The organism is Rugamonas violacea, from assembly GCF_016461825.1.
In the GTDB taxonomy this organism is placed as follows: Bacteria; Pseudomonadota; Gammaproteobacteria; order Burkholderiales; family Burkholderiaceae_D; genus Rugamonas.
Window position 1 is genome coordinate 1 of sequence record NZ_JAEMNU010000020.1, and the last position, 11949, is coordinate 11949.

Here is an 11949-nt window from a genome sequence, read left to right on the forward strand (position 1 = left end):
GACGAGGTTTGGCTCAATCCGGAACGGGCTGAACCTGAATTAGTGAAGCTGGCTGCATGAAGTGACGCGACAACTTTGTTGACAACTACCGGTATGACCCGCGTATCGCCGAGGCGTTGGCCGGCAAGGCCGTCGTTAAGGCGATCAAGCCTTTCGCGCCGGCGGCTTGATCCGAGGGAAAATCCTGTGTTCGCGTTGGGCTCCTTACCATGACGTCTGCGCTGCGTTTTTATGTAGGGGTATGAGTTCTTAGCCAGTCCTTGAGCGCGTCGTTCATGCGCTTCTGCCAGCCAATACCAGTCCCACGGAATTTGTCGATTACCTCAGTGTCAAAGCGCACCGTTAGTTGTTCCTTGGTGCCACTGCCGAGTGGTCGTCCCCGGCCCTTGGCCGGCTTTACGTGAGCCCATTCTTCATCTGTATGTGGGATCGAGTCGGGGTCTGCCATCGCCGCTTTGGTGATGGCCTCGTCTTCTTCCCTTGTTGGAATAATTGTTCCCGGCTTAAGCTTCGGCATAGCGATGTACTTCCCTTGAGTTTGCCTTGCGTAGACTGATAATTCGGCGTGATTCGGCGCGGTCTACATACACAACATAAAACAGGCGATCGTCGATGTATCCGATGGCGCACTTCCGTTCCTCGCCATACTCTTTCCGTCCATCAATTCAGATTAGTGCACCATCCCATTCCAGTTCCGCCGCAGCGGCGAGTGCAACGCCGTGCTTTCGCAGATTGGCTTCGTTCTTGGACTGGTCGCAAGTGATTTGCATGGATTTATTATAACTACACTTATTTGAGAGAACAATTGAATATTTGTAGTTATAAATATTCAATTGTGATGCGCTACCGTCGGAGGCCGGGGACTGCCGCAAAATCGTTTCCGCAATGAGGCATTGGTTCACATGAAGTAATGTGTTGCAACCCACTATTGTTGTGCCCTAAATTGCATGACCGCTACAGTCCGGCACGCGCGTACTGATGGATTGATAACAAAAAATTGACTGTTAACCGGATAACGGATAACGTGAACTGATGTCAATCCAGTCCTTTGCGTGCCCCGACACGGAAGCCCTGTTCACCACGGGTAAAAGCCGCCGGTTCGTCAACATCAAGAGTGTGGCCGAGCGCAAGCTAGCCCAGCTCGATGCTGCGCCCTCGGTGAACTTTATGAAGGCGCCACCCGGTAACGATCTGAAGGAGTACGACGGCGCTTGGCATGTGCGGATCAATGACCAATGGCGTTTGATCTTCAAATGGGGCGAGAGCGGCCCTTATGACGTGCTGATCGATGACCCGCATTGAATCGGGCTCAGCCGGAATTTGAAACCCCGAACAGAAACGGAGTGCATCATGTTTAAGAACGGTATGCGTCCTGTCCATCCCGGCGAGATCCTGGTGGAGGACTACATCAAGCCCATGGGCGTAAGCGTGCGCGCTGTGGCACTGGCCCTGCACGTTCCCTATTCGCGTTTAAGCGAAATCACCAAGGGCGAACGCGGCGTGACGGCCGATACAGCGCTCCGCTTGGAGCGTTACTTCGGTAGCGAGGCCCAAGGCTGGTTGAATCTGCAAAGCGCGTATGACCTGCGTATCGCCGAGGCTTTGGCGGGCAAGGCCATCGTCAAGGCGATCAAGCCTTTCGCGCCGGCGGCTTGATCCGAGGAAAAATAGTTTTTTCACCGAAAGGAGTATCAATGATTTATGAAATCGCGACCCTATAGCTTAAGCCGGACTCCCACGCGGAATTCGAGGCGGCCATTGCCGCCGCCGTGCCGCTGTTCAAGCGTTCCCGGGGTTGCCAATCGTTACGCTTGGAGCGCTCGATCGAACAGCCGGACAGCTATAAGCTCGTGATTGGCTGGGAGACGCTGGAAGACCACACCCTGCATTTCCGCGCGAGCGAGGAATTGCAGGAATTCCGCCGCTTGGCTGGAAGTTACGTGGCGGGGCCGTCACACATGGAGCATGTGGAGATCGTGTTCTCCGGGTTTTGAACAGGGCTTAAACAAAGCGGCCTGAACACACCAAAAACCTCTAGCCGGCCTTGCTGTGCTCGGCGGCATGCATCGCCAGATAGGCTTTGAGCTGGTCGTCGCCTATCCCCAGGCTGTGCAGGATTTCCGCCATGAAGCTGACCGGGGCGCTGCCGGGCGCCGTCACGACGCGCTGGTCGGCAACCGCGTAGGGCACATCCTGGTAGTGGGCGGCGCCAGCATAATTCAGTTGCGACAGATTCTCCGCCGAATTGGACGTATGTCGGACATGGTCGAGCACGCCCGCCTGCGCCAACACCCGCGTGCCGTCGCAAATGCCGGCGACGACGATGTTTCTTTCATGGGCGGCGGCAACTAGCGCGGCGATATTTGGCGCTTGACCGGTCTGCCAGATGCTTCCGCCACAGACGATAAGCAGGTCGAGCTCGTCGAGCTCAATGGCGTCGATGGCCAAGTGCGGCGTGACGATCATCCCGCCGGACGAGGTGACCGGGGTCCCGTTGGGGCTGGCGAAGCGCGTCTCGAAGCCGTAATAGGCGCGCCCGGTTGAGTTGATCAGGGCGGTTTCCCAATCGGCAAAATCTTCCGTGAGAATCGTGATGCAGCGTGTCATTGGAGCGTCCTTCCGATGTCGATGAATGCAGGCGGAATTATCCTCCCGCAGAAGTTCAAAGAATAGCCGGCACGTCTGTCAATTTCCGTCAGTAGTCTTTTCTGGACATGGCTTGCGCCGCCACCAAACGGCGCGGCGCGGCAGAACGGCGCCGCTGTCGCGCGCCCTCCATCTTGACTAGCGGTTCTTTCCGCCTATCCCCAGCAGCACCACGCCGCCGACAATGGCCGCGATGCCGGCCCACAAGGGAATGTTGACGGTTTCCTTTTCCTGCACCGACAGTTCGAGCGGCCCCAGCTTGAGCGCGGTGGTGTCCTTCGTGTAGCTGAAGCCGCCATACACCAAGCCAAGCGTGCCCGCCGCGATGAGCAGGGCGCCAATAATTTTGATCGGGTTCATGTTGTTCCTAGAGGTGAGGTGACCCTGTTGCCGCTGGATTCGGCAAAAGTAATTTCCCATTGGAACATAAAACGCCGACTTGGCGCCGCGCGATAGCGCGATGGCGCCATCGGCGTGCCGGTTGGCTCGGCGGGCTAGGGCTCAGTCCGGAACCGCGGCCTCGATCAATTGCGCCAGCAGGGTCAGCGATTCTTGCCAACCCAGGTAACAAGCCTCGGGCGGGATCATCGAAGGAATGCCCTCCTGCACGATGCTCAGCTCGGTGCCGCAAAACACCTGCTTCAGGGTCAGGGTGGTCTGCATTTCGCCCGGCAGGTTCGGGTCGTCGAACTTGTCGCTGTGGCGGACGAGTTCGTTCGGCACCAGCTCCAGATATTCGCCGCCGAAGGAATGGCTGTGGCCGCTGGTGAAATTGGTGAACGACATCTTGTAAGTGCCGCCGACCTTGGCCTCCAGGTGGTGGACCTTGCCGGTGAAGCCGTGCGGCGGCAGCCATTTGGCCATGGCGTCGGCGTCGAGCAGGGCGCGGTAGACGCGCTCGGGTGGCGCGCGCAGCACGCGGTGCAGTCGAATCGTGTTACTGGACATGGTTTTATCTCCTTTGACAACAGTTGAGGGCCCCTCGAAAAACCGTCATTCCGCATCGGCGGACCGCCGCGTAGGCGGGAATCCATACGCCGCATATCCATTGGCTCAGCATGGGTTCCCGCCTGCGCGGGAACGACAAGACAATTTGGTGGTTTTTCGAAGTGCCCTTGAGTGACGATGACGGGGCGCCCTCGGCGGCGCGCCCCTTCCTTACCGCAAACTTCAGCCGCGCTGCTCGGCCACCCAACGGTCCAGCACGTCGGCCAACACGTCGAGCGGCACCGAGCCGGTGCGCAGCACCACGTCGTGGAAGGCCGGCAACGAGAACTTGTCGCCCAGCGCGGCCTGCGCCTTGTCGCGCAGTTCGATGATACGCAACATGCCCAGCATGTAGGCGCAGGCTTGGCCGGGCCAGGAGACGTAGCGTTCCACCTCCTGCGCGCCGATGCCGTAATCGATCGCCTGCTGGCGCGTCCAGCCCTTGGTGTGCAGGCCGGTGTCGGCGACCAGGCGCTTGGCGCGGAACAGTTCCGAGCCGAGCGCGCCGAGCAGGCCGGCCACGTCGCCCTCATACCAGCCCTGTTCGACCGCCAGCCGCTCCGAGTACAGCGCCCAGCCCTCGGCGTGCGCGCTGCCGCCGCCGAAGATGCGCATGGTGCGGAACTTCGGCAGTCCGGTTTGCTCCTGCTGCAAGGCCAGCTGGAAGTGGTGGCCGGGCACGGCCTCGTGGTAGGCCAGGCTGCGCATGCGGATCATGTCGTATTGCGGCCCGCGCAAGGGCACCCAGAAAACTCCGGGGCGGCTGCCGTCCGGCGCCGGCACGCTGTAGTGGGCGGCGGCGCTGGGCTCGGTCAGCGGCGGCTCGCGGCGCACCTCGACCGGGGCGCGCGGCTTGAGCTTGAACACGGCGTCGCTGCGCCGCTCGGCGTCGCGCACGATCGCCGTGTAGCGCGCCAGCAGTTGCGCGCGCGGCTCGGGATCGGCCGGCAACTGGTGGCGCGCGTCGAGCTGGGCCATGCGCTCGCCGACGCTGCCGTCGGCCAGGCCCAGCGTTTTCAACTGGCGGTCCATCTCGGTTTCGATGCGGCCCACCTCGCGCAGGCCGATGGCGTGGATTTGCTCGGCCGTCAGCTTGGTGCCGGTGTAGGTGGCCAGCGCCTGGGCGTAGGCGGCGGCGCCGTCGGGCAGGCGCGAGATGCCGGCCTGGTCGGTGGTGCGCGGGTGCAGCTCGGCCAGATAGGCCTGCAGCCGCAGGTAGGCCGGGCGGATGCGCTGTTGCACGATGGTGCCGGCGCGGGCCAGGGCGGCGGCGCGCGCCGCCGGCGTCAGCCCGGCGATGGTGGCGCTGCGCTTGGCCAGCGCGGCGACCAGCACGTTGGCATCGGCGGCCGGCTTGAGGAAGTTGTCGACCTGGCTTTGCGCCCGTTCGAGGATGAAGCGCGGCGGGATCAGCTGGCGCGCGGCGGCGGCGCGCGACAGGGCGATGCCCTCGTCGATGCGCTGGCCCAGCTGGTCCAGCCGCGCCAGATAGCTGTCGACGTCGGCCGCCGTGCGCAGCGGATGGGCTTCGGACATGAAGCTCACCAGGCCGACCTGGATGCCGTTCATCTGCGCGAACATGAAGTTGTAGTCCTGGTAGCGCTCGCCGTCGATGGCGCTCAGCAGATTCCAGCGGATGGTCGCGGCGGAGATGCGTTGGTTGGCGTCCAGGGGGCCGGCCAGCCAGCGTTCGACCTCGGCCAGGCCGCGCCGCGCCAGCAGCGCCTCCTGTTCGCGTTGGGCGGTGGTGTGCGGCGTCAGCTCGCGGTCCAGCGCGCTTTGCTCGGCGCCGGCGAAGTATTGCGCCGTCGAGGCGCGCTCGGGCCGCAGCCGCACCCAGTCGGCGGCGAAGGCGTCGGCCCATTGCTCGAAGGCGAGCTTCTGCGCCGGCGCCGCCGCCGCCGCGGAAGCCGACGCTGTGGTTGGCGATGGCGCCGTCGGCGCCGGCTTGGCGGCGGCAGCGGCGGCATTGGCGGCAGCGGCGGCGTGGACGGGCGGTACGCCCGCGGCGAACAGCAAGCTCAGCAGCGGCGCGGCAAGCGCGCCTTTTCCTACGCGATACGTCATGTTTTTTCCGATAAAAATGTGGGGCGGCTCCGTTTGACGGCGGAGCCCTCTGCGGGCGCGTGCGCCCGGCCGCAGGGGCCGGGCGGCGAAGCTTATTTCAGCCGGGCCGGCACGAACTCTTCCATCACCGCCTTGTACAGCAGCTTGGGCGGCACCAGTCCCTGCGCCAGCACGAAGTCGTTGAAGGCCTGGCGGTCGAACTTGTTGCGCAGCGCCACCTGGGCGGCCTGGCGCGTTTCCATCAGGCGCTGGTAGCCGTAGAAGTAGGACGTCGCCTGGCCCGGCGCGCGGAAGGTGTAGCGTTGCACCTCCTGCGTCGCCATGCCCTCGGACAGGCCGACCTCGTCCATCAGGAAGGACTTGACGTCGGCCGCCGAGATGCGGCCCAGGTTGACCATCGGGTCGAGGAAGGCGCGGGCGGCGCGCAGCATGCGGTGTTGCAGGGCGAAGAACTGGCCGTCGAGCGGCTCGTAGGGTTGCATCTCGGCCTCGGCGTACAGGGCCCAGCCCTCGACGTTGACGCTGTTGAAGGCGAACACGGCGCGCGCCGTCGAGACGCCGGCCTCGATCATCTTGGCGAACTGCAGCTCGTGGCCGGGGCGGCCCTCGTGGGCGGTCAGCGTCCAGCTGCCGGCCTGGTGGGTGAAGTCGTCGAAGCGCAGCGCCTTGCCGCTGGCGTCGGGCGGCATGCCGGTGGTCAGCACGAACTCGCCGTATTCGCCGGTGTTGCCGACCAGCCGGGGCGGGCTCATGTGCGGCGCCGGCTGGCGCGCGTTCTCCGCCTCGCTGGCCAGGCGGATCACCGCCTTGCGTTCCGGCAGCGAGACGATGTGCTCGTTGCGGATCACCTCCTCGATCTGGCTCAGGCGGTCGGCGTACAGCGGCATCACCGCCTCCTTGGCGATCTGCTTGCTTTTCAACTCGCGCAGCACGGCGTGGTAGTCGGCCGAGGCCAGGCCCTGTTCCTTGGCGATCAGGCCGCCGGTGATGTTCATCTGGTTGCGGATCTCGGCGAACGACACCAGCGCCTTGGAGATCAAGAGCTCGGGATCGATGTCGGTGCCGACCTGGCGCAGGCGGTCGGCGTAGACCTCGGCCGGCAGGCGCGAGTCGGGGCGGGCGCGCGGCAACACTTCGCTCTTGAGCACGGTGTTGTAGGCGGTCAATTGCTGTTCCAGCGCGGCGAAGCTTTTTTCCCAGCCCTTCAGCTGACTCTTTTCCAACAGCGACTTGATGCCGGCGATCAAGGTCGGGCTGTCGTTGATGACCTGCTCGACCTCGCCCTTGAACGGGCCGAGCAGCTTCGGATTGGCCTTCAGGCGCTCGTGCAGGCGTTCGCGCGCCAGCTCCGTGTAGGGGCGGTAGCCTTTGCTCAGGCCGGCATATTTTTCCAGCCGCGACAGCAGGGATTTCTGCCGCTCCTGGGGGATGCGCGGGTCCAGCATGTCGTGCACCACGCCGTAGATGCTGCCGGTGGCGTCGATGAAGGGCAGGAAGTATTTTCGCTCCAGCGCGTTGCTGCGCAGGCCGTCCTCGGCGGAGGTGATCAAAATCTCCAGGTCCTGGCGGATCTTCGCGTCAGGCTCGGTCTTCAATCGCTTTTTCAGCTCGGCGACGACCGTCTGCGTGCCGCGTTTTTCCTCCTCGAAAGTGTCGTGCGACAGGTCGCTGATCTTCTCGTCGTAGCCGTCGACCCCCAGGCTGCTGGCGTTCTCCGGCGCCAGCCTGGCCTTCTCCTCCAGCAGCAGCTTGGCGTTGAGGTTGCTCTTGGTGACCCAGGGCAGCTCGGCCGCGCCGGCCGGTAGGGTGAAGGCGAGGGCGACGGCACTACTCAGCAGCGTTTTGATCAACAGTTTCATGGGCGACGGCTTTCAGTGGATTCCGTGAGCGGGTTGTCACGAATTGCTGAGTAGTATCGTCGTCCGGCCAGCCATGGTCAAGCGCCTCGGCGCGCCGCCGCTCAGCGGCATTGGTCGATCCGCTTGACCAGCGGGATGCGGCAGGTGGGTGCGCCCAGTTGCACGCCGGCGCCGATCGACCAGCCGCCACGGATGCTGCCGTTGCGTTGCACGGCGGCGTCGCGGCTGCCTTGCAGATAGGCGGTGAGGAAGCTGGAAAAGCCCAGGTCGATGCGCCCGCCCAGCGACGGCCGCCACGCCGCCGGCAGACCGTCGCGCGCCAAGCGTAGCGCCCGCAACTGCACGCTGAGCGCGGTTTCGGTCTCCGGCCGGACCCAAGCCAGGCGGCTGCTCAGCGCGATGCCGTCCCTGCCCGGGCCGAAATAGCCTTGCAGCCCTGCCAGCAAGGCGTAATTTTCGGAGAAGCGCTCGTGCGAGGCCTTGCCCTGGACCACGGTTTCGAGCGTCAGCAGCTTGCGGTTTTGCGTGTCGCCGAAGGTCATATTGTCGATGCCGTAACTCACTCCCCAGATCTGGTCCATCGCCTTGTAATCGATCCAAGTGCGGTCGTCGTCCAGGTCGCCGCTACGCCGGTTGCGTTCGGGGATGACATATGTGATAGGGCCTATCACCGCCGTGATCTTCGATGGCTTGATGGGGTAAAAGACCTCCTCGGCGGGCTGCGGAGGAGGGTCGAAATCCCAGGTCCAGGCGCTCTTGGAGAACGAGTCCTTCAGCACAATCGCGCGCACGGCACCGGCACCGGCGGTGCCGGCCTCGCTGGACTGGCTTTCGAGCACGTCGAAAATGGCGCGGACCTCGGTCCACAGCATCACCAGGCGCTGCTCGTCCTGATCCGCGTCCCACAGGTGCTGGTCGCCGCGCAGCTTGACTTTGAGCTCCTCCTTGCCGTGGACGCGTCGCATGAACTCCAGCAACTTGTCGAGGCGTTTGTCTTCGCTCTGCGCCAGCACTGCGCAGTCGGCCGCGCAGGGTTTGGGGGACTCGCCGATGTAGCGGAAGAAGTACTGGCGCACCGCCAAATCTTCGCACAGGCTTTGCAAAATCGTACCGATCAGATTGACTCCATGCGAGGCGTTGGGGATGCTGGTCGTGTCGGCAAGCACCGTCTTGTCGACGGCGATCGTCCAACCGCGCTGGTTGTTGCGGTCGTGGTAGGCGTTGGCGGCGATGTCGCTGAGCCGGCTGCGCCAGGTGGTGATGTGGCCGGGGGCGAAGCTGTCTTGAAGGAAATGATCTGAAATGGCGTTCGCCACCATGGCGCCGAACAGGTTGCCGTCCGAGGCGCGCAACATCAGCGCCAGCAAATGATTGGTGCGCTGCGCCGCCAGCAACTCCGCCTGGAAGTGGGAGTGGTTGACATGGCCGGCCCGCGCGCCTTCGAAATTCGAGTCCGCGGGATCGCAGCGCTGCCAATACCTGAATTCCAGATCGCTCCTCCGTTCGGGAAACAATTGGCCGTGCCGGGCGCGCGCGTCGCCCTTCGGACGTGCCAGGATCAGTTGGTTTTCGCGTCCGGCCAGCAGTTTTTCCGGCGTCAGGAAGTAGTCGACGCACATGACGATGTCGCCGTAGCTGATGTGGCTGTAGGGTGTGGCGGTGGAGTGCTGCGCCTCGACGGCGTTGCCCACCGGGTCGAAGAAGGTCTTCTCCTCGTCCTTGAGCAGGCAGAAGTCGACCCTCGGGTTGGTGGCGCAAAAGATCTGCGTCGCCAAGTGATAGGACAAGTCGGCCAATTGCTTGTGTTCGGGCGATTCGAATGCGGCCGCGTGGTTCACGCAGAGCAGTAGCAGCACGAGTCGGCACAGCGATCGCATCATCATCATCATCATCTCCTTTTGCGCGGGGCCGCGACGGGTGTTACAGCACCGTCTGCAGGGCCTTCAGCAGAACGCCGGCGCCGCATTGCTGGGAGACGCTGTCCGGGTCGAAGCGGTGGTCCTCGACGAAGCGGCCCTTTTCGTACAGGTTCGAATAGCTCCACACATAGGGCGACCAGAGCTCTTTTGCGCGGTAGCCGAAGCCGTTGAACTTTTCCCAGCGGTACAGCATGGTGGCCACGTTCCAATCGCCCAAGCCGACAAAACCCTCCAGCGTCAGCGCGTCGAGCGCGCTGTCCTCCCAGTTGAACGGCGGGTTGCCGGCGGCGGGGCGGCCGCGCGGCACGTGGCTGGTGCGGGCGCTGAGCGGATCGCCGTTGTGCAGGTGGGTGGCGAAATTGGTGTTCGATTCGAGCATGTGGATGATGCCGATGAAGTACCAAGGAATCTTGACGTCGTTGGCCAGCGCCCGGTAGCGCGGCGCGTTGTCGAGCAGGCGGCCGACCCGGCCCTTGATCTCGGTCTGGCGCTGGGGCCGGATCTGGCACAGGTCGAAGCAGGCGCGGTACTGCGCCGCCAAGGTCGCGAAGGGGCCGGCCGGCAGCGGCGGCGGCAGTTCCTCGACCAGCGCGGCGGTCGGCGCCGGGGCGGCCTCGGCCTCGTCGGCGGTGGCCAGGGGGGCCAGTTGCGGCGAACCGGCGAAGGTGGCGATCACCGTGAAGTTGCCGTCCGGCTCGGCGATTTTCTGCACCGTGGCGCCGATGGCGCGGTAATCGGCCACCAGCTCGGCGACGCCGTCCGGCGGCACGCCGCGCAGGATTTCCTGTGTGCTCATGTGTACTCCCTATTTGGCCAGGTTGAAGAACAGCACCGCCTCGACCCGGTCCTGCGCATAGGCCGGCGTGTTGATGAAGGCGATGTAACTGACGCCGATGCCCTTGGCCCGCATGAAGGCTTCCAGCCGGCTGCGGCGCTCGTTGTCGATGGCGCCGTTCTGCTTGACGAACTGATTCAGCAGCTTGCTGCTGGCATCGGGGGCGAAGGAGGCGTCGACGGTGACGCGGGCGTTCGACACCTCGGGCGCGCGGCCGGTGGCGGCGTTGCCCGCCTTGCCGCCCGGCTGGGCGTTCTTGACTGCGTGGTTGACCTCGGCTTCGATCGAGGCGGGTATGCACAGCGAGGCATAGCCGCGGATCACCGCCATGGCCGCCGGGCGCGAGGTGTAGCCGCTCACCTTTTCGTCCTTGTACTTGGCCTGCAGCGCCTTGACCAGGGCGCGCACCGAGGAGGGTTCGATGTCGTACAACACGTTGTTGCTCAGGTTGTCGACGGTGGCCGCGCTCAGGCCGAAGGCGATGGCGACCAGCGAAACATCCTTGGCCGCCGATTTCGCCGCCGCCATGATGCCGGCCGAGGCCGTGCCCAGCAGGCCGAGCTCGCCGCTGACGGTTTTCCGGTCGCGGTTCAGGCGCACCAGGGCGGCCATGTAGGCCTCGCATTTGGAGTCGGCGTATTCGATGCCGGCGTCGATCACCTTGTCCCAGGCGTCCGTGGTGATCGCCTCCGGTGGTGGGGGCAGACCCGCCCTGATCTGCAGTTGTGCCAGTATCTTGGTTTGTTCGGTGGTGCTGCTGACAAGGTCGGCGGAGTCGAAGTCCGCCTTGGGTCCGAGCGCCAGCGTGGTGTTGCTGTTCAGGTCGGTGGCGCAGCCGGACAAGGCCGGCGGCAAAGCTATGGCGGCGAGCAAGAGCAGGGCGGCGCGGCGCGTGCTGGGAAGCATGTTCGTGTCCTCGGCAAAGGGATCGGCACTCCGATTTTCCTAGTCTTGTAGGATTACTCCTACGTAAAGTGGCAATTTTGCTCTCATTTTTTAGCCGAACTCTCTCCAATCGTCACAGCGCCGCAATCCGGGCCGCGCCGAGCCGTCCTCGCGAGCGGGCCGCCACTCTGCCGCAGAGGCTGCTTGTCCGCACAAACATCCGCGCAAGCTCGGCGGGCCTGTTGGGCCGGCGCCACACCGGGGTGGGCCGCTCGGCAGCATGCTGTCGATGATCGATGACGGGATGGAGGTATTTGCAGCTGCGCTGCCGCGCCGGCCTTATTCGTCAGCCGGCAATTCGCGCGACTGCAAATCGAAAGGCACGCCGCGCGGCACGGCGCTGTCATCGTCCTGGTGGTCGGGCAGCAGCCGGTATTCCGATTCGATGAAGTAGACGCGGTTGCCGACGACGACGACGGACGACGCATCGTTCAGGCCGGCCACCACGCTACGCAGCGACATCCGTCCGCCATCCAGGCGCGCCACGGCGCCCTGGCGCCAGCCGCCGACATAGAAACTGCCGTCCGCGCCGGCCGCCACGCGTTGCGGATATCAGTCGGCCGGCAGGGGCCGCACGGTCGCCATGCTCGGCGCGGCGTGGGCGTGGGCGGGCAGGCACGGCGACAGCAGTAGGGAGGTCCGGGAGGGCAGGCGGCGCATGGCGGACTCCAATCAGGATGAATGCGGCCAT

General features: G+C 64.4%; 13 protein-coding genes and 1 pseudogene. 3 read left to right on the top strand and 11 right to left on the bottom strand.

Annotation, left to right across the window (positions count from 1 at the left end):
• Positions 1 to 229: 229 nt before the first annotated feature.
• On the bottom strand, positions 230 to 517 hold the full coding sequence (locus H7U20_RS03175) for a BrnA antitoxin family protein (RefSeq protein WP_199518168.1): 288 nt from the start codon (positions 515 to 517) through the stop codon (positions 230 to 232).
• Positions 504 to 665: a BrnT family toxin gene (locus H7U20_RS30860; protein WP_370593070.1), complete on the bottom strand. Its 162-nt coding sequence runs from the start codon at positions 663 to 665 to the stop codon at positions 504 to 506. The genes H7U20_RS03175 and H7U20_RS30860 overlap by 14 nt, the downstream gene beginning before the upstream one ends.
• A gap of 367 nt (positions 666 to 1032) precedes the next feature.
• On the opposite strand from H7U20_RS30860, the gene H7U20_RS03185 reads away from it, so the two are divergent.
• The 3 genes and pseudogenes from H7U20_RS03185 to H7U20_RS03195 form a co-directional block, all read left to right on the top strand.
• A complete protein-coding gene (locus H7U20_RS03185; protein ID WP_199518169.1) occupies positions 1033 to 1302 on the top strand; it encodes a type II toxin-antitoxin system RelE/ParE family toxin in 270 nt (89 codons plus the stop codon).
• A gap of 48 nt (positions 1303 to 1350) precedes the next feature.
• Positions 1351 to 1656, top strand: coding sequence for a HigA family addiction module antitoxin (locus tag H7U20_RS03190; protein WP_199518170.1), 306 nt, complete (start codon positions 1351 to 1353; stop codon positions 1654 to 1656).
• Between the two features lie 80 nt (positions 1657 to 1736).
• Positions 1737 to 1994 (top strand): annotated as a pseudogene (locus tag H7U20_RS03195) (antibiotic biosynthesis monooxygenase family protein); the annotation flags it as partial.
• A gap of 40 nt (positions 1995 to 2034) precedes the next feature.
• Here the strand turns inward: H7U20_RS03195 and H7U20_RS03200 are convergent.
• The 9 genes from H7U20_RS03200 to H7U20_RS03240 form a co-directional block, all read right to left on the bottom strand.
• Positions 2035 to 2607 carry a type 1 glutamine amidotransferase family protein gene (locus H7U20_RS03200; RefSeq protein ID WP_199518171.1) on the bottom strand — a complete coding sequence of 191 codons (573 nt, stop codon included), beginning with the start codon at positions 2605 to 2607 and terminating at the stop codon, positions 2035 to 2037.
• A 177-nt stretch (positions 2608 to 2784) separates the two neighbouring features.
• Positions 2785 to 3006, bottom strand: coding sequence for a hypothetical protein (locus H7U20_RS03205; protein WP_199518172.1), 222 nt, complete (start codon positions 3004 to 3006; stop codon positions 2785 to 2787).
• A gap of 141 nt (positions 3007 to 3147) precedes the next feature.
• Positions 3148 to 3594: an SRPBCC family protein gene (locus tag H7U20_RS03210; RefSeq protein ID WP_199518173.1), complete on the bottom strand. Its 447-nt coding sequence runs from the start codon at positions 3592 to 3594 to the stop codon at positions 3148 to 3150.
• A 222-nt stretch (positions 3595 to 3816) separates the two neighbouring features.
• On the bottom strand, positions 3817 to 5700 hold the full coding sequence (locus H7U20_RS03215; RefSeq protein WP_199518174.1) for a DUF885 domain-containing protein: 1884 nt from the start codon (positions 5698 to 5700) through the stop codon (positions 3817 to 3819).
• 92 nt (positions 5701 to 5792) lie between these two features.
• Complete coding sequence (locus H7U20_RS03220) at positions 5793 to 7559, bottom strand: DUF885 domain-containing protein (RefSeq protein ID WP_199518175.1); 1767 nt, start codon at positions 7557 to 7559, stop codon at positions 5793 to 5795.
• 101 nt (positions 7560 to 7660) lie between these two features.
• Entirely contained in the window at positions 7661 to 9445 is a 1785-nt protein-coding gene (locus tag H7U20_RS03225; RefSeq protein ID WP_199518176.1) for a hypothetical protein, read from the bottom strand.
• A 34-nt stretch (positions 9446 to 9479) separates the two neighbouring features.
• Positions 9480 to 10274 carry a hypothetical protein gene (locus H7U20_RS03230; protein ID WP_199518177.1) on the bottom strand — a complete coding sequence of 265 codons (795 nt, stop codon included), beginning with the start codon at positions 10272 to 10274 and terminating at the stop codon, positions 9480 to 9482.
• Between the two features lie 9 nt (positions 10275 to 10283).
• On the bottom strand, positions 10284 to 11219 hold the full coding sequence (locus tag H7U20_RS03235) for a hypothetical protein (protein WP_199518178.1): 936 nt from the start codon (positions 11217 to 11219) through the stop codon (positions 10284 to 10286).
• A gap of 318 nt (positions 11220 to 11537) precedes the next feature.
• Complete coding sequence (locus tag H7U20_RS03240) at positions 11538 to 11798, bottom strand: hypothetical protein (RefSeq protein ID WP_199518179.1); 261 nt, start codon at positions 11796 to 11798, stop codon at positions 11538 to 11540.
• Positions 11799 to 11949 lie beyond the last annotated feature (151 nt).

Excerpts from the sequence above, each read along its gene's own strand:
- H7U20_RS03175 (WP_199518168.1), bottom strand. The coding sequence starts at position 517 with ATGCCGAAGCTTAAGCCGGGAACAATTATTCCAACAAGGGAAGAAGAC.
- H7U20_RS03185 (WP_199518169.1), top strand. The coding sequence starts at position 1,033 with ATGTCAATCCAGTCCTTTGCGTGCCCCGACACGGAAGCCCTGTTCACC.
- H7U20_RS03190 (WP_199518170.1), top strand. The coding sequence starts at position 1,351 with ATGTTTAAGAACGGTATGCGTCCTGTCCATCCCGGCGAGATCCTGGTG.
- H7U20_RS03200 (WP_199518171.1), bottom strand. The coding sequence starts at position 2,607 with ATGACACGCTGCATCACGATTCTCACGGAAGATTTTGCCGATTGGGAA.
- H7U20_RS03205 (WP_199518172.1), bottom strand. The coding sequence starts at position 3,006 with ATGAACCCGATCAAAATTATTGGCGCCCTGCTCATCGCGGCGGGCACG.
- H7U20_RS03210 (WP_199518173.1), bottom strand. The coding sequence starts at position 3,594 with ATGTCCAGTAACACGATTCGACTGCACCGCGTGCTGCGCGCGCCACCC.
- H7U20_RS03215 (WP_199518174.1), bottom strand. The coding sequence starts at position 5,700 with ATGACGTATCGCGTAGGAAAAGGCGCGCTTGCCGCGCCGCTGCTGAGC.
- H7U20_RS03220 (WP_199518175.1), bottom strand. The coding sequence starts at position 7,559 with ATGAAACTGTTGATCAAAACGCTGCTGAGTAGTGCCGTCGCCCTCGCC.
- H7U20_RS03225 (WP_199518176.1), bottom strand. The coding sequence starts at position 9,445 with ATGATGATGATGCGATCGCTGTGCCGACTCGTGCTGCTACTGCTCTGC.
- H7U20_RS03230 (WP_199518177.1), bottom strand. The coding sequence starts at position 10,274 with ATGAGCACACAGGAAATCCTGCGCGGCGTGCCGCCGGACGGCGTCGCC.
- H7U20_RS03235 (WP_199518178.1), bottom strand. The coding sequence starts at position 11,219 with ATGCTTCCCAGCACGCGCCGCGCCGCCCTGCTCTTGCTCGCCGCCATA.